The following is a 25,577-nucleotide window of genomic DNA, read 5'->3' as shown; positions in this document are numbered from 1 at the left end:
CATGTGCCCGCTGTCTCAAGATGCTGAGCTATGAGCGGGAATAGATAAGGCCATAAACAAGAAGCTGCTGCCGGACCTCAGTTGTTTGTTAGGCAAAGTCATTCCCGCGAAGGCGGGAATCCATACACGCATCGTCTGTACTTGGACCGGAAACGATAGTTCCTACCGGCAAGCACCACCCCGACGGGACGGTCAAGGATAGGTGATCGCCATCACTTCATATTCCTTCGTCCCCGCCGGCAGCGCAACGGTGCGCACATCGCCGACCGCGCTGCCACGCAGGGCGCGCGCCATCGGCGAGTTCCACCCGATCCGCCCCTTGCCGGCATCGGCCTCGTCATCGCCGACCAGTTCCAGCACGCGGTGATTGTCGTCCTCGTCGGCGATGGTGACGGTCGCGCCGAACCATGCCTTGCCCCGTTCGGTCTGCGCGGTCGGATCGACCACCCGCGCCGCCTTCATCCGCTTGGCGAGGAAGCCGAGCCGCCGGTCGATCTCACGCAAGCGCTTGCGACCATAGATATAGTCGCCATTTTCCGAGCGGTCGCCATTGCCCGCGGCCCAGGCGATGACGTCGACCAGCTTCGGGCGTTCCTCGCCCAGCAACTGGTCATATTCGGCCTTCAACACGGCATAGCCCGCCGGGGTGATGTAGTTCGGACGCGGCTCGGTCATCCCGGTCGGTTCTTCCCCAGATACCAGCTCAGGTTGTTGGGTCCGCGCGACCGGGCCTTGTCGGTATGGATCAGGTCGTAGACGACCGCATTCTCCAGCACCCGCTGCACATAGCCGCGCGTTTCGCTGTACGGAATCTTCTCGACCCAATCGACCACGTCGACGCCCGGCGTGCGCGGGTCGCCATTGGCGCGCAGCCATTTGTTCACATTGCCCGGCCCGGCATTGTACGCCGCCACCGCCAACGGATAGCTGCCGCCATAATAGTCGAGCATCCGCTGGATGAAGCTGGACCCCAGCGCCATGTTGTAGGCCGGATCGTTCAGCGACGACGGATTGTACGACAGGCCGAGCTTCCCCGCCGTTTCGCGCGCGGTGCCGGGCATCAACTGCATCAGCCCGCGCGCGCCGGTGCGGCTGACGGCGGTGCGGTCGAACTGGCTTTCCTGCCGCGCGATGGCGTGGATCAGCGTGAACTGGTCGCGCTGCGCTCCGCTGACCGGCACGGACGGGTAACCCGCCAGCGTATAGTCGCTATGCCCGTTCACCAATGCGCTGCGCCCGACCATCACACTCAGGTCGGGACGATCGATCGCCTGCGCCAGCTCGACCGCCAGCGCGTGATCGGTGTCGCTGCGGGCATCCTCCGCGATCTTGCGGACGAACAGCCCCTGATCGGCATATTGCCCGGTGCGGCCCAGATAGCGCGTCGCCTTCACCACGTCGCTGTTCATATAGGCCGCGCGGACCGCCGCCGGGATTGCCGCCGCATCGGCGGTGTTCGCCGGGGCGCGCAAGGGACGCCCAATCCGTTCGCTCGCCAACTGCCCGTAATAGAGGTCACCCAGATCGGCGGCCTGCGCATACCATCGGTCGGCGGTCGGCCGGTCGCCGGCCGCTTCGGCCGCGCGGCCGGCCCAGTAATAGCCCTTGGTCCGCACCGTCGGCGTGCGCGATCCGCTGGCATAGCGGGCGAACATGCCGGTCGCATCGGCGGGCCGGTTCAGCTTTTGCAGGGCGATCGTGCCGGCCAGCCATGCCAGGCTGGTATAGTCGTCCCGCTCGCCATAGGCGGCGTCGGCGATGACCGTGCCGGCGGGAAAGGCATCGTCGATCTGCGATGCGATGCGCCAGGCGAGGTCGAACTGGCTGTCCGCCTGTGCCGCCTTCGCATTGGTCAGCAGGACTTCGAGCCATTCCTCGACATCGCCGGGCGTCCGCGACAGGCGGCGCGGCTGGGCGAGGTAGGCGCGCGCCGCCACCGACTGCCCGGTCGCGCGCAGCCAGCTCGCGCGGTCGGCGACATAGCCCGGATCGGCGCGGTCGACGCCCGCCTGTTCGCCGCGCACGCTGGCATCGGCCGCGCCGGTGCGGAACGCGATCCGCGCGTCGAACGTGGGGCGCATCGCGGGAGAGACATAGCCGATCTGCTTGCCGGCAGCACTGGTCGCCCCCTGCCACAGCAGACGGTCCATCCGCGCATCGTGATCCTCGGGCCGGAGCGCCGAAGCGAACCGGCCGAGCAGCTTCGCCTCGTCATTCGTACGCAGCGCACCCCGGCGCCATGCCGCACGTGCCGCCTCCTGCGCCTCCGCCATCCGTCCGCTCGCCGCCAGCGCTTCCGCCATGCGCAGCCGTCCGGCGGCGGTCATCGGCGGGAACCGGTCGAAGAAGCGCAGCACGGTCGCCGGGTCCTGACCTCCGTCGGCCAGCACCGTCTCTGCCGCCGCGCGCCGGCTGGTCTCCCCCGGAAAACCGGGATGCGCCATCAGGAACCGGGCATAGTCGGTGAAGGGGTAATTGTCCGATTGCTGCAACCGTTTCCAGTCGGCCAGTACCGGCTGGATCGGGTCATAGGCCGGGGCCTGCGCCATCGGCCGGGCAGGGGCCGGCACCTGCTGCAGCATCGGTGCCGGCTGGGGCTGGACGGCGATTTGCGCGGCGGGGCGGAACATCCCGGCGGCCATGGCGGCGCTCGCGACGCCGGTGAGCAGGAACGCGCTCTTGAACACGGTGGTCAGCATACTGGACATGATATGGAAGGCCGCCCTATCTGTCGCCACCTTTTCGGCTCGAAACCCTGTCTGCGGAGCGCGTTTTCCATGTTTTCCGGTTCGATTCCCGCGCTCGTCACCCCGTTTGCCGACGGTCGGTTCGACGAAGCATCGTTCCGCGCTCTCGTCGACTGGCAGATCGAGAGCGGGTCGAGCGCGCTGGTCCCCTGCGGCACCACCGGCGAAGCGGCGACGATGACGATCGAGGAGCATGACCATGTCGTGCGCGTCTGCGTCGATCAGGCACAGGGCCGCGTGCCGGTGATCGCGGGCTGCGGATCGAACGATACCGCCGTCGCACTGCACCACATCCATGCGGCGAAGGCGGCGGGCGCCACCGCCGCGCTGCTGGTCCCGCCCTATTACAACCGTCCGAATCAGGAAGGCGTGTTCCGCCATTTCGAGGTGCTGGCGCGCGAAGGCGGGCTGCCGATCGTCCTCTACAACGTGCCCGGCCGCACCATCACCGATATCAATGTCGAAACGGTCGAGCGCATCGTGAAGGCGTTCCCCGACGTCGTGGTCGGGATCAAGGACGCGACCGGCCAGATGGCGCGCGTCGCCGAACACCGGATGCGCTGCGGCACCGGTTTCGCGCAGTTGTCGGGCAATGACGACATGGCGCTCGCCTTCATGGCGATGGGCGGGGTCGGGGCGATCTCGGTCACCGCAAATGTCGCGCCGGCGATGTGCGCCGAGTTCCAGGACGCCTGTGCCGCCGGCGACTTCGCCCGTGCGCTGACCATTCAGGACCGGCTGTTCCCGCTCCACGCCGCGCTGTTCAGCGATGCGTCGCCGGGGCCGGTCAAATATGCGATGGGCCGCGTCCGTCCGGGCTTCCCGACCGATCTACGCCTGCCGATGACGCCCGCGTCCGCAGCGTCGCAGGCGGCGGTCGACGCCGCGTTGACCCATGCCGGGCTGGTGCGCTGAACTGATCGCTGGCACCGCCAAATCGAACGAGCGGAACCGTTCCATTGCGGTAGCGGGGGCGGCGGCGTAACACGCGGGGCATATGCCAAACGGACCTCTTTCCACCCAGACCCTGACCGGCGCGGAGATCGCCGCGTATGACTGGTCGGCCCACCCGCTCGGCCCGATCGAGGGCTGGCCGGTATCGCTGCGGTCGCTGCTGGCGATGATGCTGTCGTGCCCCACGCCGATGTTCCTGGCATGGGGGCCGGAGCTGCGCTGCTTCTACAACGACGCCTATCGGCCGCTGCTGGGGGTCCGGCTGGCGGGATCGCTGGGCGAACGGTTCGATGTCGTGTGGTCGAACCTGTGGGACGAACTGGTCCCGCTGGTCGACAGGACCCTGGCCGGTGGCAATGTCGTCGCGACGGACATGAAGCTCGACCTGGCCCGTACCGGCGAACCGGAGGACAGTTGGTGGAGCTTCACCTATTCCCCCGCCTTCGACGATGCCGGGCGGATCGCCGGGCTGTTGTGCGTGACCGGGGAGACGACCGCGCGCGTCGTGGCGGAACGGGAACGCGCCGCGGCCGACGAACGGTTGCAGCTGGCGCTGTCGGCCGGGCGCAATATCGGCGCGTGGGACTGGGACGTGCAGGCCGATATCGTCCGCGCCGACACCCGCTTCGCGCTGCTTTATGGTGTCGATCCGAAAATGGCGGAGAATGGCGCGCCGATCGCGACCTTCTTCGAGGGGCTGCACCCCGACGACCTGCCCGAAACGCAGCGCGCGATCGAGCGGGCGATGGACCCGGCGGGCGACGGCACGCTGGTAACCGAATATCGCGTCATCGACCGCGACGGCGGTTGCCGCTGGGTATCGGCACAGGGGCGCTGTACCTTTGACGAAGTCGGCCGACCGGTCCGGTTCCCTGGCGTCAGCTACGACATCGACGACCGCAAGCAGGCCGAACTGGCGGCACTGGCGGCCAAGGCCGAGCGCGAATTCGTCCTGTCGCTCAGCGCACGCCAGCGCGCCGCGACCGATCCCGCCGCGATCATGCGGTTCACCGCCCGGTCGCTGGGCGAATGGCTGCGCGTCGACCGTGTCGGTTTCGCCCGGGTAGCGGCGAACCGCGTGCGCTATACCGGCGGGTGGAACGATGGCGTCCTGCCGCCGCTGGCCGGCGAACATTCGCTCGACCGGTTCGGACGCAGCAACACCGCGCTGCTGCGCGCCGGGCGAACGATCGCGTCCGATGAATTCGCGACTGACCCGGCGTTCGAGGAAAGCGAAGCCTCCTCCTACTCCGCCGTCTCCGGCCTGTGCGTACCGCTGCGCCATGACGGTCGGCTCGAAGGGTTGCTGGTCGTCGGGCACGGCACCCGGCGCCACTGGTTGCCCGGTGAAATCGCGTTGTTGCAGGAAGTGGCCGAGATCAGCTGGGTCACCGTCCAGCGCGCCGACGCGCTCGTCCGGCTGGAGGCGAAGGTCGGGCGGCAGGATGCGCAGCTCGAACGGGTCGCCACCGAACTGCACAATGCCGCCAGCGCCCGCGCCGCCGCCGAAACGCAGGTGCGCCAGTTGCAGAAGATGGAGGCGGTCGGCCAGTTGACCGGCGGCATCGCGCACGACTTCAACAACATGCTGGCCGTCGTCATCGGCGGCCTCGACATGATCGAGCGCCGCATCGCCGCCGGGCGCGGCGACGTGGGCCGCTATGTCGAGGCGGCGAAGGACGGGGCCACCCGCGCCGCCGCGCTGACGCAGCGCCTGCTCGCCTTTTCGCGCCAGTCGCCGCTGTCGCCCGAACCGGTCGAGGGCAACCGGCTGATCACCGACCTGACCGAGTTGCTGACCCGGACGCTGGGCGAACCGATCGCGGTGGAGACGGTGTTGAGCGCCGGGCTGTGGCGGGCGGAGGCCGATCGCGGGCAGTTGGAGAACGCGATCGTCAACCTGGCGGTCAACGCGCGCGACGCGATGCTCGATGGCGGCAAGCTGACCATCGAAACCGCCAACGCCCATGTCGGCGACGATTATGCGCGCGAGGCCGACATGGCCGCCGGGCAGTACGTCATGATCGCCGTCACCGACACCGGCACCGGCATGGCGAGCGACGTGCTGGCCAAGGCGTTCGAACCGTTCTTCACCACCAAGCCGGTCGGACGGGGCACGGGGCTGGGGCTGAGCCAGGTCTTCGGCTTCGTCCGCCAGTCGCGCGGCCATGTCCGCATCTATTCCGAACCCGATGTCGGCACGACCGTCCGCCTGTACCTGCCGCGCTTCTATGGCGAGGAACCGACGCCGACGCCGCGCGCGACGATGCAGCCGGTCCGCCGGGGCGAACCGGGCGAAACGGTGCTGGTGGTCGAGGACGAACCGCGCGTCCGCAGCTTTTCGGTCGAGGTGCTGCGCGACCTCGGCTACGGCGTCCTGCACGCCTCGAACGGGGCGGAGGCGCTGGCGCTGCTGGAGGAGGGGGTGCGCGTCACCTTGCTGTTCACCGACGTCGTGATGCCCGGCATGACCGGCCGCGAACTGGCCGACCGGGCGCTGGCGATGCGCCCCGACCTGCGGGTGCTGTACACGACGGGCTATACCCGCAACGCGGTGGTCCACAACGGCGTGCTGGACCCCGGCACGCGGTTGCTGCCCAAGCCGTTCGGCGTCGACGAACTGGCAAGGAAGGTTCGGGAAGCACTCGACGCCTAAAATCCTCCCCGGCACGGGGAGGGGGACCGCCGCGCAGCGGTGGTGGAGGGGGGCCTCTCCAACCGGAACGGCAGCGTTTGCGGACCGCCCCCTCCACCAGCTGCGCTGGTCCCCCTCCCCGTGCCGGGGAGGATTTCTTCCACCCGCTTCCCTCCACGCCCCCGACACCCTATGTCGCTGCCCATGAGCCGTCCGCGCCCCCAATTGTTCGATAAGAAGAAGATCGTCGCCGAAAACCGCCGTGCGCGGTTCGATTACGAAATCGACACGGTGTACGAGGCCGGCATCGCTCTGACCGGCACCGAGGTGAAGTCGCTGCGCTTCGGCGAGGGATCGATCGCCGAAAGCTATGCCGATGTCCGCGACGGGCAGGTGTGGCTCATCAATTCGAACGTGCCCGAATTCAGCCACGGCAACCGCTTCAACCACGAACCGCGCCGCCCGCGTAAACTGCTGCTTCACGAACGCGAGATAAACAAGATGCACGGTGCGGTGGCGCGCGACGGCATGACGCTGGTCGCGCTGTCGGTGTATTTCAACGGCAAGGGGCGGGCGAAGGTCGAACTGGCATTGGCCAAGGGGCGCAAGACCCACGACAAGCGCGAGCACATCAAGGAACGGGACTGGAAGCGTGAACAGGGAAGGTTGCTCCGCGACCGTGGCTGACCCGCAGGGCGATGACGACCGGCGGCTGGGCGCCCGCGCGCTGCGCTGGATTCGCGCCAACCTGCCGACGCGGGAATCGATGGAGGCGAACCGCTTCCTGCGCCCGGTCGCGCATCGGGTCCTCGCCCCCGAACTGTGGCGCTTCACCCGGCGGTCGGTGCCGCGCGGGGTGGCGTTGGGCATGTTCACCGGCATCCTGATCCCGCTCGGGCAAATCCCGGCGTCGGCCGTCCTCGCGCTACCCCTGCGCGCCAACGTGCCCGCCGCGGCGCTCACCACCTTCTTCACCAACCCGATTACCACGCCTTTGCTGTTCATCCTGTACTATAAGGTCGGGGCATGGCTGCTGCACCTCGACCGCGTCGTGCCGGGCGACCCGATCGGCAATGCGGTGGCGACGCCGCCGGGCTGGCTCGAATGGCTGGTGGCGGAGGTCGGGCCGGCGACCGCGCTCGGCATGGTCGTCTGTTCGGTGATCGGCGCGGTGCTGGGCTATGCGGTGGCCGCGCTCGGCTGGCGGTGGTGGATCGGGGCGAAGTGGAAGCGCCGCGGGCATGGGGTGCGGTCCTGAATCACCCCAACCGTTTGTGCTGAGTAGGGGCTGAGCTTGTCGAAGACCCGTACCGAAGCACGGGTGGCAACGGTCCTTCGATACGCCATTTCGACAAGCTCAATGGCTACTCAGGACGAACGGTGATGAGGCAGGTGCACCCTCCTTCCCGTTCGGTTCGAGCAGCTTCGAGCTTGTCGAGAAGCGTCTGTCGAGAACACCGTGTTTGCGGCACCCCTTTCTCGACAGGCTCGAACCTGCGCTCGAAGCAAGCGGGTGGCGGAAGGGGAGGGCAAAGCTAGATATTGACGATCGATAAGCCCGGGTGCAGCATTGCCGTATCACCCGATACGAAAAGGCTTATTCGATGCGGCGTAGTTTCGTCCTCACCACCCTGCTCGCGGCGTCCGCCCTGTCGGCCTGCGCCACCACGCCGCCACCGCAAACGGGCAATGCCGATCCCATACCGGTGACCGAAACCGCCGCCCCGGCACCCAAGCCCGAGATCGGCGATTTCGGCTTCGACGTCGCCGGCATGGACCGCAGCGTGAAGGCGGGCGACAATTTCTACAAATACGCCAACGGCAACTGGGAAAAGATCACGCCGATCCCGGCCGACAAATCGAACTACGGCATGTTCACCGCACTCGACGACCTGTCGAAGACGCGCACCCGCGAGCTGCTCGATGCGGCGAAGGGCGATCCCAATTCGAAGATCGGCGTGGCCTATGCCACCTATCTCGATCAGGCGGCGATCGAGGCGAAGGGGCTGGCCCCGATCCAGCCGTGGCTGAACGAGATCAAGGGCCTGTCGTCGAAGGCCGGCTATGCCGCGCTGACGGCCAAGGCGTCGCAGGCCGGCGTCGGCGCGCCCTTCGGTGCCTATGTCGGCCCGGACGACAAGCAGCCGACCGTCTATGCGCTGCAAACGTCGCAGGGCGGGTTGGGGATGCCCGACCGCGACTATTATCTGTCGACCGACGCCAAGCTGGTCGAACAGCGCAAAGCCTATCAGGCGCACCTGGCCAAGATGCTGACGCTGGCCGGCGAGCCGAACGCGGCCGCCCGTGCCGCCGCCGTGGTCGCCTTCGAAACGCAGATCGCCAGGGCGCACTGGACGCGGATCGAAAGCCGCGATGCGAACAAGACCTATAACAAGATGTCGGTCGCGGACCTCCAGCGCCGCGCGCCGGGCTTCGACTTCGCGACCTATTTCCGGGGTCTGGGCGCGAACACGACCGATGTGATCGTCGCGCAGCCGAGCGCGTTCGCTGGCATGGCGAAGGTCATCGGCGCCGCGCCGATCGGCGTGCTGAAGGACCAGCTGCTGGTCCGCTCGCTCGACACCTTCGCCAGCGTTCTGCCGCAGACATTCGATAAGGAAAGCTTCGCCTTCTTCGGCACCGTCCTGTCGGGCACGCCGCAGCAGGAAGAACGCTGGAAGCGCGCGGTCGACTTCACGTCGGATGCGGTCGCCGACGACGTCAGCAAGGCTTATGTCGCCAAATTCTTCCCGCCCGCGACCAAGGCGGCGGCGGACGAACTGGTGCGCAACGTGACCGAGGCGATGGGCCGCCGGATCGACAATCTCGACTGGATGGCGCCGGAAACCAAGGCGAAGGCGCGTGCCAAGCTCGCCGCCTTTACGCCCAAGATCGGCTATCCCGACCAGTGGCGCGACATGACCGACCTGACGATCACGCCGGGCGATGCGTTCGGCAACATGCTGCGCGCGAACCAGTGGCAGCAGCGCTACAATGTGCAGCATCTGGGCAAGCCGATCCAGAAGTGGGAATGGTTCATGACCCCCATGACCGTGAACGCCTATGCGAACCCGGTGATGAACGAAATCGTGTTCCCCGCCGCGATCCTGCAACCGCCCTTCTTCGATCCCAACGCCGATCCGGCGGTCAATTACGGCGCGATCGGCGCGGTGATCGGGCACGAGATCAGCCACCATTTCGACGATCAGGGCCGCAAATACGACGTCAACGGCAGCCTGACCGACTGGTGGACGGCCGAGGACGTGAAGCGGTTCGAGGAGCGCACGGCCGCGCTGGTCAAGCAATATGACGCCTATGAGCCGCTGCCGGGCCTGCACGTGAAGGGCGAACTGACGCTGGGCGAGAACATCGCCGACCTCGCCGGCCTGACCGCCGCGTGGGACGCCTATACCCATGCCTATCCGAACGACCGGAAGGTGATCGACGGCTTCGGCCCCGAACAGCGCTTCTACCTCGGCTGGGCACAGGTCTGGCGGCGCAGCTACCGCGAGGCGAACCTGCGCCAGCGGCTGCTGACCGATCCGCACAGCCCGTCCGAACAGCGCGCCTGGGTCGTCCGTAACCTCGACCCGTGGTATCAGGGCTACAAGCCGGCGATGGGCGAATATCTGTTCCTGTCGCCCGAACAGCGCGTGCGTATCTGGTAAGCGGCAAGGGGCGCCGGATCACTTCGGCGCCCTTTTTCGTCATTCCCGCGAAGGCGGGAACCCATAGCCGCCAACGCTGCTACTAAACCATGATCGTCGGCGTGTATGGATTCCCGCCTTCGCGGGAACGACGTGGATCGTCGGAGGCCGGCCCGGTTGCTTCCCGCGCCCGGACGAGTGGCGCCACCGCTTGACGTCGCCCCCCGAACCACCCCAACAGCTTCGACATGCTCTCGAAATCTCCGTCCGCCTCGTCGCCGGTCCTGCCGCTCGCCATCGCGCTGGTCGCCGGGGGTGTCGCGGCGGCGCTCATTCTGTGGACGCTCGGCAGCATCCCCGTCGCGATCGGTTTCGTCGCGGCGGCGATCGTGCTTGCCGGCGTGGCGCTGGGCGTTCGTCACTGGACCGGAACGGCCGAGGCGGCGGAGCCGGTGATCGACTGGTCGCTGGCCCAGACCATCGCGTCGGTCAGCCCGCACGCGCTGGCGGTCACCGACCGTGCGGGACGGCTGGTCTGCGCCAACGACCGCTATGCCGCGCTGTTCGGCGGCTATCCCACCCCGCCGGGCGTGCTGGGCGATGGTGTCGATGCCGGCGCATTGGCGGGAGCGGCGCGGACGGCATGGCGCGACGGCGATGCGAAGGTGACGGTGCGACAGGGCGATGCGCCCGTCATGGCGACGCTGGCCCGCGCCGGCGAATCGATGCTCGTCTGGCGCTTCGAAGGCGGGCAGGCGATCGCCGAGGCGGTGACGATGCGGGCGATGATCGCGGGTGACGCGGGCGAGCGGCTGGGCACGGCAGGCGTAATGGTCGCGCTGCTCAGCGCCGATGGCCGCATCCGCGCCGCCAACCGCGTGTTCCGCGCCCGCGCCGTCGGCAACGAGGACGCCGCGATCGAAGGGCGCGACTTCGCCCGTTTCCTCGTCACCGACAATCGCGGCCGGGTCCGCTTCGAACGCGAGGGGCTGGGCGGCGACCCGTTGCGCATCGTGCAGGTGCCGTTCGTCGACGATCCCGCCGGCCCGATGCTGGTCGCGATGCTGGACGAGGAAGAGGCGCCGGTCGGCCTGATGCCGATCGCCGCGCCCGGTTCGGCGGCACAGGTCCGCGCGCTCGTCTCGCTGCTGCCGGTCGGCATGGCGCTGGTCGACCGCGACGGCCGCTTCCTGCACATGAACGACGCCTTCGTTCGCGCGACCGGCGTCAACCCCGTCGCCCCGCCGCTCTATCCCGGCGACCTGGTGGTGCGCGAGGACAAGGCTGCGCTGGCCGATGCCGTCCGCCGTTTCGCAGGCGGCGCGCAGCACAGCGCGGACATGGCCGTCCGCCTGAACGACCGTTCCGACGAACCCATCGCCCTGTCGATCGCCGGTGCGCGCGGGCTGGGCGAGGCCGCCGTCGTCCTGTCGCTGCGCGATACGGGCGAGGAGGGCAAGCTGAAGCGACAGGTGGCGCAGGCGACCAAGATGCAGGCGGTCGGGCAACTCGCCGGCGGCGTCGCGCATGATTTCAACAACATCCTGACCGCGATCATCGGCCATTGCGACCTGATGCTGATGCGCCATGCGCCCGGCGACAGCGACTATGACGACATCCAGCAGATCCGTGCCAATTCGAACCGCGCCGCCAGCCTGACGCGCCAGCTGCTCGCCTTCTCCCGCCAGCAGACGCTGCGCCCGCAGGTGCTGCAGTTGCCCGACGTCATTTCGGAGGTGTCGAACCTCCTCAAGCGCCTCCTCGGTGAAACCGTGCAGCTGGTCGTCAATCATGGCCGTGGCCTCGGCTCCGTGCGCGCCGATCCGGGGCAGCTCGAACAGGTCGTCGTCAACCTCGCGGTCAATGCCCGCGATGCGATGCTGGCGCAGGGCGGGCGGGGCAGCGTGCTCACGATCGAGACGCTGGCGACCAGCGCGCAGGAAGTCCGCGCGATGGACGACGACGTCCTGCCGGTCGGCGACTATGTGACGCTGAAAGTGTCCGACACCGGCACCGGCATCCCCGCCGACGTGCTGCCGAAGATTTTCGAGCCGTTCTTCACGACCAAGGAAGTGGGCAAGGGCACCGGTCTGGGCCTCTCCACCGTCTATGGCATCATCAAGCAGTCGGGCGGCTATATCTTTGCCGAATCGCGCGCCGGTCAGGGGTCGATCTTCACCATCCACCTGCCGGTCCACGCCGCCGCCGCCGAGCCGCCGCGTTTGGGCACCAATCCAAAACTGAAGAGCGAACCGGCCGAACCCGCCTGGGGCAGCGGCACGATCCTGCTGGTCGAGGACGAGGACATGGTCCGCGCCATCGCCGAACGCGCGCTGACGCGGCAGGGCTATACCGTGATGACCGCCGAACATGGCGAGGCGGCGCTGGAGCTGCTCGCCGACCGGCCGCACATCGACCTGCTGATCTCCGACGTGGTCATGCCGACGATGGACGGTCCGACTATGGTCGGCCATGTCCGCAAAGTCTATCCCACGCTGCCGATCCTGTTCATGTCGGGCTATGCCGAGGAACAGTTGCGACGGTCGATTGATCTGGATCAGGTTTCCTTCCTGCCGAAGCCCTTTTCGGTGCAGCAACTGGCCACCGCGGCGCGCGATGCACTCGCAAAGTCCTGAACGGACCACGAAATCGGTTGCGGTGTTCCTGCTTTGACCGCTAAGGACCCGCCGACATGACCTCGCCTGCGCGTATCCTCCTGGTCGAGGACGAACCCCTGATCGCCATGATGCTCGAGGATTTCCTCGACATGCTGGGCCACACCGTCGCCGGCACCGCCGACAGCGTGGCCGCCGCCGTCTCGGCGATTGACAAGGGCGGCATCGACGGCGCGATCCTCGACGTGCACCTGCGTGGCGGGGAAAAGAGCTGGCCGGTCGCGGACAGGCTGGCGGCGGCGGGCATTCCGTTCGTGCTGGCGACCGGTGGTTCCGGCGACACGATCGAACCCGCCCACCGCGACCGCCCGGTCCTGTCGAAGCCGTTCACGATGGACGCGGTCGAAAAGGCGTTGAACGACTTGGGATAGCCGTCGTTACGCCCGCTTAATGCGGGACGAACGATCCAGCCGGAATGATCCCCCGCGACCGGGACGAGATCGGCGTATCGTTGTCGCAGATGCGTGACGACAATCGCTTGCTGCCCTGTCGGACGACCAGGCCGGTTTCCGATTTCGGATCGTTGCGTCCGTCCGCACCGAACGCGGTACGCGTCGTGCGATCGAACATCGTGTAGGAATATCCGTTGTTCGTCGCGGTAATCTGGGTTTCGCCACCACCGGAAAAGCTCCGCTTCGCCAGCGTCAGCCGCTGCGACGACAATTCGATCCGCCCCGGACGTCCGTACCGATAAGTTGCCTTCCCACCCGTCTGGCAGACTGAGGCGCGGCGGCTGCCCAGCGTGCAGGTGAACAGCGGCGTTTCGGCCGGCATACACAGAGCGGCGTCGGGATCGTGTGGCACCTTGGCCGTCGCTGGCGGCGTAGCGGGGGAAAGCCCCATCGCCACCGCCGTCGATACAACCATCACTGCGCCGATGCCGGCTGCAATGCCCTTAACGCCCGTTGATATGCTGCCCATCGTTCATCGCTCCCATGATCGCCGCCGTTGACCGTCCGCGACACGCCGTTGAACGCCTGCCGGGACAGGACGGTCGACGTACGCGCGTTCAGGCCGTTGGTTGCCCAGAACCGCCCGGCACTGTCGGCTGCCGTGGTGGGGTCGGCAAGCGCGTCGGGGTTGTTTTCGAATCCGGCCGAACGATAATTGCTACGACCTGTCGTCTGCATTAACCCGCGACCGCGATAGCGGTAGCCATCGCCGCTCGCCTCGTCGCCATTGCTCAGCCGGTCGGCATAGACCTTGTTGGCAAGCGCTTCGGGATTGTGGGCGTAATTCCTGGCTATTTCGTCGCTCCGGAACCGCTTTGGCCATACGACGCGCAGCCGCGACGCCGAATAGTTCAGATTCTCGACGACATTGTGCAACTGTCCGCTTTCGACGCTGATCTGCGCCAGAAACGCAGCCCGCCGCGTCGTGGTGTTGATGCTGTGAAGCTGCATCGCCGCGTTTAACGGCGCAAGATAGCGTCCCGCCCGCGTACCTGCATTCGGCATGATCGCCCGCAACTCGGCCTCGGTCACGCCGCCGGCGATCCCGTTGCCGGGTCCGGGCGCCGTTGCGGCCGGGGCCGCGGAAGGGGGCGGCGTGCGCGGCGCTTCAACAAGTGTCGGCGCGGACCTGACGCGTCCGGCAGTGGCACGGGCGGGCGATGTCGCGGCATTGGAACGACCGGGTATCATCAGCCTCTGTCCAACTCTCAGCCGGTCCGGATTGCTCAATCCGTTCGCCCGCGCCAAGGTTTCCCAGGTCGTACCGAAGCGGGCTGCGATCGCGGACAGGCTCTCGCCCCGGCGAATGATGTGATGCTCCACGGCTTGCTTCCTCACCATGTTGACGCGCCGTCCATAGCAGGATCGCCTCCCAACGAAAACGCGAGATCGCCAGTTCCCCTTGCGGAACGAGAACAAACCGAATACATGCAAATCCAACAAGGCGCGTTGAACCCTCGGCGCGGTTGCTCTACGCGAAAGGCTGGACATGGCGGCAAATCTGAAGGCGGTCGATAGCAAGATGGCGGCAGCGAACGACAAGGCAGCGGGCGAACGGCAAAAGGCGCTCGACGCCGCGCTGGCGCAGATCGACCGGGCGTTCGGCAAGGGTTCGGCGATGAAGCTTGGCCAGAAGGAAGCGATGCAGGTCGAGGCGATCTCGACCGGGTCGCTTGGCCTCGACATCGCTTTGGGCGTCGGCGGCCTGCCGCGCGGCCGCGTGATTGAGGTGTACGGGCCGGAAAGCTCGGGCAAGACCACGCTCGCGCTGCACGTGCTGGCGGAGGCGCAGAAGGGCGGCGGCACCGTCGCCTTCGTCGATGCCGAACACGCGCTCGATCCGGTCTATGCGAAAAAGCTGGGCGTCAACATCGACGAACTGATCGTGTCGCAGCCCGATACCGGCGAACAGGCGCTGGAGATCGTCGACACGCTGGTCCGTTCCAACGCGATCGACGTGCTGGTGGTCGATTCGGTCGCGGCGCTGGTGCCGCGCGCGGAGATCGAGGGCGAGATGGGCGACAGCCATGTCGGCCTGCAGGCGCGCCTGATGTCGCAATCCCTGCGCAAGCTGACCGGCTCGATCAGCCGCTCGCGCTGCATGGTGATCTTCATCAACCAGCTGCGCATGAAGATCGGTGTGATGTACGGCAATCCGGAAACCACGACCGGCGGCAACGCGCTCAAATTCTATGCCTCGGTCCGGCTCGACATCCGCCGCACCGGGCAGATCAAGGACCGGGACGAGATCATCGGCAACACGACCCGGGTAAAGGTCGTGAAGAACAAGGTCGCCCCGCCGTTCAAGCAGGTCGAATTCGACATCATGTACGGACAGGGCATTTCGAAGATCGGCGAGATCCTCGACCTGGGCGTGAAGGCCGGGTTGGTCGAGAAATCGGGCGCGTGGTTCAGCTATGACAGCGTGCGGATCGGGCAGGGGCGTGAGAACGCGAAGAATTTCCTGACCGAACATCCCGAACTGCGCGACAAGCTCGAAGCCGCGATCCGCGCGCGGACCGAAAAGGTCGCCGAGGAAATGATGACCGGCCCCGATGCCGAGGACGGCGACGACGATATGTAAGGGCAGGGCGGCGATCCGACGGGTCGCCGCCTGCTTTCGTCACGGTCGGTCGCCTTTGGCGGCAAGGTGACGGATCGTTTGGCGAGTGTGAACTTTGTGAACTTTGCCATTTGAACGATCCGATATTGGGGGTCACATGATCGTCGTCCATCACCTTGAAAATTCCCGGTCGCAGCGGGTGCTCTGGCTGCTGGAGGAGCTGGGTCTGCCCTATGCGGTGAAGCGCTATGAGCGGAACAAGGCGACGATGCTGGCTCCGCCCGAACTGCGCCGCGTCCATCCGCTGGGCAAATCGCCGGTGATCGAGGACAGCGGCGCGGGCAGCGCCGGCGGTTCGCTGGTCGTCGCCGAAACCGGGGCGATCGTCGAATATCTGGTGGAAAAGGCCGATGGCCGGCTGGGCACTCCGGCGCATCGCCGCAACGCGCTGCACTATCGCCATTTCCTGCACTATGCCGAAGGCTCGCTGATGCCGCCGCTGCTGGTCAAGCTGGTGCTCGGCCGCGTGCCGCTGCTCGGCAAGGCGGCGCAGAAGAAAGTGCAGCCGATGATCGACGTCCATCTTGATTATGTCGAAGCGCATCTGGCCAGCCACGACTGGTTCGCGGGCGACGCGATGACCGCCGCCGACATCATGATGAGCTTTCCGCTGGAGGCGGCACGCAACCGCGCCGGTCTCGACGCCTCGCGCCCGCATGTCATCGCGTGGCTCGACCGCATCCATGCCCGTCCCGCCTATCGCGCCGCGCTCGCCGCCGGTGGAGCTTATGCCTATGCCTGAGCGGCTATGACCGATCGATTGCCTTCAGGTGATCGACGATCAGTGCCGCCAGCCGATCGGGTTGTTCCAGGGGCATGAGGTGCGCGGCATCCGCCACCGCCTCGACCCGCCCGGCGGTATAATGCGGCAGGTTCAGCCGCCGCTGCGCTGCCTCGCCCAGATCGCCGTCCTCGGCACCCGCGACGATCAGCGCTGGCATCGGCAGCGTGCCGACCCGCACGGCCCAATCCTCGCGGCTGCCGCGCGTCAGCCATCCGGTCCATGCCGCCGGGCGGCTGCGGCGCACCTCCGCTATCGCCTGATCCCGCAGCGGCGAGGGCAGTCGCCCGGCGCAGTTCGCATCGACGAATGCCGCCGCATCGGCGTCCGAAATTTGCCCGTCCGCGAACCAGTCGATCATCGCCTGCCGACGTGCCTCGTCCATCGGTTCAGGCGATGGCGGCGATGCTGCGACCAGCACGACGCCGGCCACCGCCGGTCCGGCGTCGGCGGCGATCAGCGTGGCGATCTTGCCGCCCATGCTGTGCCCGACCAGTACGCACGTTCCGATCTGCGCGACGACGGCTCGCACCGCATCCATCATCTCGGCGACGTCCCCCGATCCTTTGTCGGCAGCCGCACCGAAGCCGGGCAGGTCGATCGCGACCGACGCTATCCCGCCCAGCCGCTCGCGCACCGGACGCCACGTCGCCGCACTCATCCCGAGCGCGTGGAGGAAGATCAGGGTCGGGACGGGCATGGCATCTCACCGGCAGCGGACAGGATGCGACCTCAAACCACCGTGCCCGGCAGGGTTCCGTTGCTCGCCCATCCCGTCGGTCCGATGCAGATCGACACGGCACGATTTCCCGCTCCTAGACACCACAGTGAGTCAGGCTCACCGATGATGTCATCCGCGCCCTGTCGGGTCTGTCCGAACGCGCTAACACCGTCGCCGACATCAATCGATTCCACGATAGCCGGCAGCCGCCGGTCCGGTCTGAAACCCGACCAGTGTCGGACGATCGTGACGCAGGGGCACGACCGGACCAGCCTTCGCTCGCAGCGGAAGCACGGCCTTGACCGCGCGGAGATCGGCGACGGTAGCACGTTCCATCTCCGCGCGCCGGTCCGCTATTCGTGCGCGCACCGCCGCGCGACGACGCTCGCCCGATCCTGCCGGTTCGCGATCGCCCACAGTCCCAGTCCGGCGATCGCGAACAGGCTGCCGACCCAGCCCGTCGCGGTCCAGCCCAGCCCGGCCGAAATCGCCAGTCCCCCCGCCCAGGGTCCCAGCGCGTTGGCGAAGTTGAACGCGCTATGGTTGAGCGCGGCGGCGAGGCTCTGCCCGCCCTCGGCAAGGTCCATCAGCCGGGTCTGGAGAACCGTGCCGAGGCCACCGCCCAGCCCGATCGCGAAGACCGTCAGCGCGATCGACCACAGCGCGCCGGCGGCCACCGAATAGAGCGCCAGCATCACCGCGCTCCAGATCAACAGGGCAGCGGCGGTGGGCATCAGCGCGCGGTCGGCGAAGCGCGGCACGATGAGGTTGCCCAGCGTCATCCCGATCCCGAAAATGGCCAGTACCACCGGCACCGTGGTTTCGGGAACCCGCGTGACGGCGATCAGGGTCGACGCCAGATAGGTATAGACCGAAAACAGCCCGCCATAGCCGATCGCCCCGATGGCGAGGGTCAGCCAGATCCGCCGGTCGCGCAGGATTTGCAGTTCGGCCAGGGGGCGGGCGGTGCGGTCAGCGACATCGTGCGGGGCGACGAGGGCGATGGCGATGGCCGTCGCCGCCGCGATCATGCCGACGATGCCGAAGCCCCATCGCCACCCCAGCGTCTGCCCGAGCAGGTTCGCCAGCGGTACGCCGACGATCGTCGCCACGGTCAGGCCCAGCATCACCCGCGCGACCGCCTGCGTCCGCTTGTTCACCGGGACCAGCGACGCGGCGACGAGCGAGGCGGTGCCGAAATAGGCCCCGTGCGGCAGGCCGCTGACGAAGCGGAAGAACAGCATCCACGGAAAGGTCGGCGTGACCGCGCTCAGCAGGTTCCCAAGGGCGAAGAGCAGCATCAGCGCGATCAGGACGTGGCGGCGGCTGAACCGGCTACCGATCACCGCCAGCAACGGCGCGCCGGCCACCACGCCCAGCGCATAGGCGCTGATGACATGCCCCGCCATCGGCTCGTCGACCCGCAGCCCGGCGGAAAAGAACGGCAGCAGGCTCATCGTCGCATATTCGGTCGTGCCGATGGCGAACCCACCCATGGCGAGCGCGAAGTGGACGAGACCAACGGGGGCGGAAGCGCGAACCAAGGGGAGTAGCTTTCTGTGATCGGAGCGAGGGTCGGGCGGGATCAGCCGACCGTGACGCTGCCGGGAAGGCCGAACGGGGTCGGGCGACCGCCGGTATCGAACAGGATCTGCAGGATGTGCGGCCCCGGCCCGGCCCGGAGCGGCAGGACGAGGCGGCCGGGACCCGGATCGGTCTTGTCCCGGACCGGTTGTCCGTCGAGCCAAAGGCGCGCGGCCCCGACGATCCGGGCGAAGACGATGGTCCCGCCGGCGGCCATCGTTCGGCGGCGGGGGGTGAATTCGGTGCGGAACAGGATGTAGCGCCCATCCGCGCCGCCGGTTTCGACCGCGCCGGGCTTGATCCATGCCCAGCTGTTCATGTCGCCCTCGGCGATCACCCGGTCCAGCGGCGGGGGCGTGGGGGAGGGCGGTGCCTGCCGCCATTCGGTCAGGCTCTGGCGTCCGTCGCGCGGTGCGACCGAGGGCATGGTGCCGGGGATCAGGTTGAGCGACAGCGACGTCGGTGCCAGCCCGTCCGCCTGCGCGGTGATCGTCATCCGGCCCCGCCCGCGCGTCTGCACCAGCACCTGCGCCAGCCCGTTGAACAGGTGCCGCGCCGCGCTGTGCCCGCCCGGTGCCGGCAGGTCGCTTTCGTGGCTGTTCGGATCGCCGTTGCCGACCCCGGCGATCGTCCCGCCGTCGATGGACAGGCGCACGAGGTGCTGCGCATCGGGACAGGGGCGGCCCCGTGCATCAAGCGCCTCCAGCGTGATCGGCACCGTGTCGCGCCCGTCGGCCCGTATCGCCGGGCGATCGGGCGTCAGGTGCAGGGCGACCGCGCGTCCGGTCGTCTCGACCCGGCGATGCGCGACCGGCCGCCCCCGGCGATAGGCGATGGCTTCGAGCCGACCGGGCGCATAGGCGAGGGTGGTCCGCGCCATCGTGAAGCGATCGACGGTCAGGTCGCCGACGATCTGGCCGTTGAGGCGCAGCACGACGCGGTCGGCATTGGTGATAACCAAGATGGGAATCGGCATCCCCTCGCGCCCCGGCCAGGTCCAGTGCGGCGACAGTTCGAGCACCGGCGCGTCGTCGGTCCACAACGCCCGCCGGATATGGAACGCGCTCTTGGCGAACCCGCACAGGTCCATCGCCCCGAACGACGCGCCGGTGCTCGGCCATTCGAACGGGGTCGGTTCGCCGCGATAGTCGAAGCCGGTCCATGCGAAGCCGCCCGCCATGAACGGGCGCGTCGCGATCGATCGCCAAGCCTCGCCATGGCTGCGGCCCCATGCGGCATGTTCGCTGTCGTCGTCCGCCAGCACATGCGCCGCCCGGTCGGTGCGCAGGACCCCGCGCGTCATATAGGCCGAGGTGTCCTCGGAACTCAGCAGCGGCCGGTCGGGAAAGGTCGCGTGATAGCGGTCATATTGGTCGGTGCCGTAATTGAACCCGACCACGTCCAGTTCGTCGGCGATGTTGGGCTGCGCGAACATCGCCCCGTTCAGCGCGGCGGTGATCGGGCGACTGTCGTCGAGCGCGCGGACGACCGCCTTCATCCGGCGGATCATCGCCACGCCGGTCGCGCTGGATTGCAGCGATTCCTCGTTGCACAGCGACCACAGGATAACGCTCGGATGGTTCCGGTCGCGCCGGACGAGCCAGCCGAGCCGGTCGAGCGTATCGTCGGCACCGCTCAGTTCGCGATGCTCGTCCATTACCAGCATCCCGAGCCGGTCGGCGGCGTCGAGCAGGGCTGCAGCAGGGGGATTGTGCGCGCACCGGATCGCGTTGGCGCCCATCGCCTGCAACCGACGCAACCGATAGTCCCACAGGCTGTCGGGCACCGCGACCCCCACCCCGGCATGGTCCTGATGCACGCAGACGCCGCGAATCTTGAGCGGGCGATCGTTCAGGAAAAATCCGTCGCGCGCATCGAAGCGCAGCGTGCGGAACCCGATCGGCGTCTCGACCGCGTCGATGCTTCGCCCGTCCGCGACGATGCGCGTCGTCAGCCGGTGGAGGACGGGCGCGTCCGGCGACCAGCGCGCCGGATCGGCGCAGGACAGCGTCGCATGGGCGACGACGGTGCCGCCCGCCGGCAGCGCGACCGGCGTCGCGGCGGCGATCCGGCGACCGGCGAGATCGGTCAGCACCGTCTCCAGCACGACCTGCGCGGCGGTGGCCCGCGTGTTGACGATCGCCGCCGCGACAGGAACCCGCCATGCGCCGCCGTCGTACCGGGGATCGCAATGGACGCCGTCGGTCGCGATATGCACCGCGTCGCGCTTCGTCAGCCAGCAATGGCGATAGAGGCCGGCACCTTCGTACCACCACCCCTCGGTCGCATCGGCATCCACCCGGACGGCGATGGTGTTCAGGTCGTCGCCGAACGCGGCGAACGCGCCGAGATCGATCGTGAAGCCGGTGAAGCCGCTGAAGTTGCGCCGCGCCAGCGTGCCGTTGATCCACACCGTCGCATGGGTGGCGATCCCGTCGAAGCGCAGTTCGAGGTGCCGGTCGCGATCCGCTTCGTCCAGTGCGAAGGTGCGCCGGTACCAGCCGATCCCCCTGCGCCGGAACCCCTGGTCGATATTCATCGCCGGGTCGACGGGCTGGCCGAGCGCCCAGTCATGGGGCACGGTGACCACCGCCCAGTCGCTGTCGTCATGGTCGGCCGCCGCCGCGCCGGTCGCGTTGCCGGCCTTGCCATTGGCATAGGCCGCCTCGTGATCGCGGATCGGGGGAAAGGCGATGTCGCCTTCGTGGAACCGCCATCCGTCGTTCAGCGACAGCGTTTCCCGACCCGATAACACGATGGCCGGCGGCGGCGCGGCGGCCATCGCCGGCGGCAGGCCGCCGCACGCCGACAGCCCGACCGCCGCCGTCGACCCGGCGATCACCTCGCGCCGCGTCACGCTCATCGGCGGACGATCGAGTACACGGCGGCCATCGCGCTCAGCAGTGCTGGCAGGTCGGGTCGAGCAGATCGGCCAGCAGTGCGCCGGTCGGGTCCCATTCGCCGATCGCCGGGTGGATCAGCAACGCCTTGCGCGCGGTCGGGCGCTCGCCGGTCAGCGCCGCCTCGATCGCGGCGCGCTCATAGGCCTTGATGCCATGGACCAGCCCGATGGCCGGGTCCGGCAGCGCCGCGATCGGCAGCGGGGTGATGGCGTCGCGTTCGATCCGCGACGACGTCTCGACGATCGATCGTTCGGGCAGGTCGGGCAACGCGCCCCGGTTGCGGGTGTTGACGACGATCGTGGCGGGCTTCGCCCCGGTCAGCGCGCTCATCACGTCGATCGCGATCCGGTGATAGCCGCTGGCGACGCGGAACGGATCAATGTCGAAAGTCGATTCGGGGTCGAACGCCGATCCGCCCTCGGCCTCCAGCTTCATGTACGATCCCGAACGGCGGTTGAGATAGGCGGCGTAGGCCGCGATCGCGCTCGCGCCGTCGTCCGCCCCCAACCGGTCGCGCAGCGTCGCGATCAGTTGGACGTTCAGCGCCTCCACCTCGGTGCCGCGGCTCGACCCGTGCTTGCACTGGTTGGCGAGCGCGCGGCGGCGTTCGTAATAGAAGAACAGATATTCGGTCGGGATCAGCCGCAGCGCGCGGATCATCGCCTTGTCGAACACCGGCGCGCTGTACAGCTTGTCGAGGACCGCATCGTCGGCAAGGACGCGGTCGAACACGTCCTCGCCATGCAGCCGGATGCCGCGCACCCAGCCCAGATGGTTCAGCCCGACATAGTCGCATTCGACATCGGCGAGCGTCGCGCCCAGCGCATGGGCGATGTTGTGGAACAGCTCGGTCGGCGTGTCGCAGATGCCGACGACCTTGGCGTCGGTATGGTCGCTGATCGCCTGGGTAATCAGTCCCGCCGGATTGGTGAAGTTGACGATCCAGCCATCGGGGCTGAGCCGCTCGACCAGTCGCGCCTGTTCGATGGCGATCGGCACGGTGCGCAGCGCCATCGCGGCGCCGGCCGGGCCGGTAGTTTCCTGACCAGGAAAGCCGTGGTCGATCGCGGTGCGTTCGTCGGCGGCGCGGCCGGCGATCCCGCCGACGCGGATCGAGTTCATCACGAAAGCGGCACCCTCGACCGCATCCTCGATCGACGTCGCCTCGCGCACGATCAGCTCGCCGCCCTCCGCCTTGACGATCGCACGACCCAGCGCCGCCATGATCGCCAGGCGATCGGCATCCGGGTCCCACAGCACCAGCTCACGCGCGCCCAGCGCCTGCGCGGCATCGTTCACGCCGAAGGTGACGAGGGGCGTGCGGACGCCCCCGCCGCCGATCAGCGTCAGCTTGCGGTCAGTAGCTACAGTCATGGAAACTCCGGAGTTCTTGGGTATCGGGAATGGCGGCGAGCGCGCCGGGCCTGCGGGTCGACAACGCCCCGGTGATGCAGCCGCGTCGCAGCCGCGCCAGGGCATCGCCGCCGTCGAGCAGCGCATCGATGAAGCCCGCGTCGAAATTGTCGCCGGCACCGGTCGCATCGACGGCGGTCACGCGGGGCGGGACCGCGCGTACGACCGCGCCGTTCTCCAGCGCGGCGGCCCCGCGGACGCCCAGCTTCAGCATCGGGTTGCGCAGGCCGATCGCGCGCGCATGGGCGAAATAGGCGTCGGGATCGTCGCTGCCGCACAGCAACTCCGCTTCCTTCTCGTTCGGCATCAGGTGGTCGACGGCGGCCAGCGTCGGCGCATTGGCGGGGTCGGCCAGCCATTCGGGCTGATACCCCATGTCGAGCGACGTGGTGATGCCCAGGTCGGCCAGCACCGGCAGGACCGCATCGGCGACGTCGCGCGCGATCGGCATGGCGAAATGAACGTGGCGTGCCCGGCGCAGTGTCGCCAGCCCCGGCCCCTTCGCCAGCGCGCCGACGTCGCGGTTGACGCCGACATGGGTGAAGAACGACCGGTCCACGGCGGTCGACACGCTGATCGTGGTTCCGGTCGATCCCTCGCCCGCCACCAGCCCGTCGGCGACGACGCCGAACCGGCCAAGCCGGTCGAGGAACCAGAGGATGTCGTCCTGCCCGACCAGTCCCAGCAGCGCGACCCGCCGCCCGAGCTTCGCCAGGCCGCAGGCGGTCACCGCCGCCCCGCCGCCCACTTCGCGGACATAAGCGTCGGTCACGACCTCCTCGCCCGGCGCGGGCCAGGTGGCAAAGCCGCTGAAGACATGGTCGACATAGATTTCGCCGACGACGACGACGTCATATCCGGGGGTCATGCGGCAATCTCCCGCTCGGGTGCGAAGGGCCAGCTGCGGCGTGCGCGGGCGATGAGGAGGAAGACGAGGGTGCCGATCATCATCGCGCCGATGCCGCCGACGATATGGACCGGGCGACTGGTGGTCACGATGAACAGCCACCCGACCAGCGTGACGACGATCGGCAGGGGATAGAGCGGCATCCGGAACGTCGCGCCGCCCTCCGCCCGCCGCTGCCGGCGCAGCAGGACGATGGCGAAGCATTGCGCGGTATATTGGAACAGCGTCTGCACCACGATCAGCGCGGCGATCAGATTGTCGAGCGACACCAGGCACGCGACGGCCGATGCCGCGCCCATGAACAGCAACGATACCGTCGGAAACTTGCCGGTGGGATGCAGCCGGCCGAACCGTGCCAAGAATTCCCCCTCCACCGCGGCGGCATAGGGGACGCGCGAATATCCCAGCAGCACGATCAGCGCTGAACCCCAGCTCGCGATCAGGATCAGGACCGCGACGGTGACCCCGCCGACCGATCCGTAGAGGACCTGCATGAAGTCCGCGACGACCGCCTCGCTCTTCATCGCCTGCTGCCATGGCAGCACGCCGATGATCGACAGGTTCAACCCGACATAGAGCAGCGCGACGAGCGGGATGGAGATCAGCACTGCGCGCGGGATGGTGCGGCGCGGTTCGCGCACCTCGCCGCCCAACATGCAGACCGCGTTGTAGCCGCCATAGTCATACACGCCGATCAGCGTCGCGGCGCCCAGCCCGGTCCAGAAGGCGGTGGTGGGCGAAAAGGCATGGGGTGGAAAGGAGAACGCGCGTCCGGCATCGAAATGCAGCGCGCCGCTGACGATGATCCACAGGCACGCGGCGATCACGATCACGCTGACGGTGATCGACAGTCGCTGGATCGAGCGCACGTCGCGCCACAACAGGCCGGTATTGGCGAGGCAGACCAGCGCCGCCAGCGCCGCGACGCCCCATCCGGTCAGCGAAGGCCAGATGAACGTGGCATAATGCGCCAGCCCGACCGTGCCGGATGCGATCGACATCGGACCGATCAGCAATGTTTGCCAAAGGTACAGGAAACCGAACAGCCGGCCGAGCTTCGCCGGGCCATAGGCTTCGCGCAGATAATGGAACGGCCCGCCCGAGCGGGGCAGCGTCGATCCGAGTTCGGCCCAGACCAGCCCGTCGCACAGGCACAGCACTGCCCCCAGCAGCCAGCCCAGCAGCGCCTGCGGCCCGCCCATCGCCGACAGCGCCAGCGGAATGGTGATGAACGGCCCGATGCCGATCATGTTGAGCAGATTGGCCGATAGCCCGCCGATCAGGCCCAGCGACCGCGCGGGGGCGCCCGTGTCGATCGTCGCGCGCGATCCGGAATCGACGTCGTTCATGCCGCGACCGACTCCGACGTCGCCGGGACGGCGAACGGGTATCCACACGACAGCGCTGCATCCTTCATGGCGGCATTCCCCCCGACCAGATCCCCGGTCGAATAGACAGATAATGCCAGCGCACTGTCAATATAGAAATTACATTCCAGAAATCTTCGTTGCAATGAACCCTGCCGGATTTATGCT

At 67.9% G+C, this 25,577-nt stretch carries 19 protein-coding genes; 9 read left to right on the top strand and 10 right to left on the bottom strand.

Going from position 1 to position 25,577, the window contains the following annotated elements:
* Positions 1-192: 192 nt before the first annotated feature.
* Together greB and ASE83_RS11160 are read right to left on the bottom strand one after the other, a co-directional pair.
* Positions 193-675 (bottom strand): transcription elongation factor GreB, encoded by a 483-nt coding sequence (gene greB / locus ASE83_RS11165; RefSeq protein WP_055789686.1) that lies wholly within the window; start codon positions 673-675, stop codon positions 193-195.
* Positions 672-2,699: a lytic transglycosylase domain-containing protein gene (locus ASE83_RS11160; protein ID WP_055789681.1), complete on the bottom strand. Its 2,028-nt coding sequence runs from the start codon at positions 2,697-2,699 to the stop codon at positions 672-674. The genes greB and ASE83_RS11160 overlap by 4 nt, the downstream gene beginning before the upstream one ends.
* A 78-nt stretch (positions 2,700-2,777) precedes the next feature.
* Between ASE83_RS11160 and dapA the strand changes: the two genes are divergently transcribed.
* From dapA to ASE83_RS11125, 7 genes are all read left to right on the top strand, one after another.
* On the top strand, positions 2,778-3,662 hold the full coding sequence (gene dapA, locus ASE83_RS11155; protein WP_055789679.1) for a 4-hydroxy-tetrahydrodipicolinate synthase: 885 nt from the start codon (positions 2,778-2,780) through the stop codon (positions 3,660-3,662).
* An 82-nt stretch (positions 3,663-3,744) separates the two neighbouring features.
* Positions 3,745-6,357: an ATP-binding protein gene (locus tag ASE83_RS11150; protein ID WP_055789676.1), complete on the top strand. Its 2,613-nt coding sequence runs from the start codon at positions 3,745-3,747 to the stop codon at positions 6,355-6,357.
* Positions 6,358-6,540: 183 nt separating this feature from the next.
* A complete protein-coding gene (smpB, locus tag ASE83_RS11145) occupies positions 6,541-7,023 on the top strand; it encodes an SsrA-binding protein SmpB (protein WP_055790234.1) in 483 nt (160 codons plus the stop codon).
* 79 nt (positions 7,024-7,102) lie between these two features.
* The gene (locus ASE83_RS11140; protein WP_055790230.1) at positions 7,103-7,594 is read left to right on the top strand and encodes a DUF2062 domain-containing protein; all 492 of its coding nucleotides are present in this window, start codon (positions 7,103-7,105) and stop codon (positions 7,592-7,594) included.
* A 346-nt stretch (positions 7,595-7,940) separates the two neighbouring features.
* On the top strand, positions 7,941-10,004 hold the full coding sequence (locus ASE83_RS11135; protein WP_055789674.1) for a M13 family metallopeptidase: 2,064 nt from the start codon (positions 7,941-7,943) through the stop codon (positions 10,002-10,004).
* 227 nt (positions 10,005-10,231) lie between these two features.
* Entirely contained in the window at positions 10,232-12,619 is a 2,388-nt protein-coding gene (locus ASE83_RS11130; protein WP_055789670.1) for a response regulator, read from the top strand.
* 56 nt (positions 12,620-12,675) lie between these two features.
* The gene (locus ASE83_RS11125) at positions 12,676-13,029 is read left to right on the top strand and encodes a response regulator (RefSeq protein ID WP_055789667.1); all 354 of its coding nucleotides are present in this window, start codon (positions 12,676-12,678) and stop codon (positions 13,027-13,029) included.
* Positions 13,030-13,045: 16 nt separating this feature from the next.
* Here the strand turns inward: ASE83_RS11125 and ASE83_RS11120 are convergent, their stop codons facing one another.
* Complete coding sequence (locus tag ASE83_RS11120; protein ID WP_156353053.1) at positions 13,046-13,525, bottom strand: hypothetical protein; 480 nt, start codon at positions 13,523-13,525, stop codon at positions 13,046-13,048.
* Positions 13,525-14,601 (bottom strand): LysM peptidoglycan-binding domain-containing protein, encoded by a 1,077-nt coding sequence (locus ASE83_RS18195; RefSeq protein ID WP_082443299.1) that lies wholly within the window; start codon positions 14,599-14,601, stop codon positions 13,525-13,527. Before ASE83_RS18195 ends, ASE83_RS11120 begins: the two co-directional genes overlap by 1 nt.
* Here ASE83_RS18195 and recA point away from each other — a divergent pair.
* Both recA and ASE83_RS11105 read left to right on the top strand, forming a co-directional pair.
* Positions 14,600-15,694, top strand: a complete 1,095-nt coding sequence (gene recA / locus ASE83_RS11110) for a recombinase RecA (RefSeq protein ID WP_082443298.1) — start codon at positions 14,600-14,602, stop codon at positions 15,692-15,694. The genes ASE83_RS18195 and recA overlap by 2 nt on opposite strands.
* 136 nt (positions 15,695-15,830) lie before the next feature.
* Positions 15,831-16,475, top strand: a complete 645-nt coding sequence (locus ASE83_RS11105; RefSeq protein WP_055789657.1) for a glutathione S-transferase family protein — start codon at positions 15,831-15,833, stop codon at positions 16,473-16,475.
* Positions 16,476-16,479: 4 nt separating this feature from the next.
* Here ASE83_RS11105 and ASE83_RS11100 read toward each other — a convergent pair whose 3' ends face one another.
* The 6 genes from ASE83_RS11100 to ASE83_RS11075 all read right to left on the bottom strand — a co-directional run bounded on the left by ASE83_RS11100 (position 16,480) and on the right by ASE83_RS11075 (position 25,391).
* Positions 16,480-17,214: an alpha/beta fold hydrolase gene (locus ASE83_RS11100; protein WP_055789653.1), complete on the bottom strand. Its 735-nt coding sequence runs from the start codon at positions 17,212-17,214 to the stop codon at positions 16,480-16,482.
* 374 nt (positions 17,215-17,588) lie between these two features.
* Positions 17,589-18,731 (bottom strand): MFS transporter, encoded by a 1,143-nt coding sequence (locus ASE83_RS11095; protein ID WP_082443297.1) that lies wholly within the window; start codon positions 18,729-18,731, stop codon positions 17,589-17,591.
* An 89-nt stretch (positions 18,732-18,820) separates the two neighbouring features.
* Positions 18,821-21,682, bottom strand: coding sequence for a beta-galactosidase GalA (gene galA, locus ASE83_RS11090; protein WP_055789648.1), 2,862 nt, complete (start codon positions 21,680-21,682; stop codon positions 18,821-18,823).
* Between the two features lie 34 nt (positions 21,683-21,716).
* Positions 21,717-23,096, bottom strand: coding sequence for a family 4 glycosyl hydrolase (locus ASE83_RS11085; protein ID WP_055789645.1), 1,380 nt, complete (start codon positions 23,094-23,096; stop codon positions 21,717-21,719).
* Complete coding sequence (locus ASE83_RS11080) at positions 23,080-24,003, bottom strand: carbohydrate kinase family protein (protein WP_055789641.1); 924 nt, start codon at positions 24,001-24,003, stop codon at positions 23,080-23,082. Before ASE83_RS11080 ends, ASE83_RS11085 begins: the two co-directional genes overlap by 17 nt.
* Positions 24,000-25,391, bottom strand: a complete 1,392-nt coding sequence (locus tag ASE83_RS11075) for an APC family permease (protein ID WP_055789638.1) — start codon at positions 25,389-25,391, stop codon at positions 24,000-24,002. The genes ASE83_RS11080 and ASE83_RS11075 overlap by 4 nt, the downstream gene beginning before the upstream one ends.
* Positions 25,392-25,577: the final 186 nt, after the last annotated feature.

This window comes from Sphingomonas sp. Leaf32, assembly GCF_001421765.1.
Lineage (GTDB): Bacteria > Pseudomonadota > Alphaproteobacteria > Sphingomonadales > Sphingomonadaceae > Sphingomonas.
Note: the sequence above shows the minus strand (reverse complement) of the source record. Positions and strands in the feature narration are given on the sequence as shown.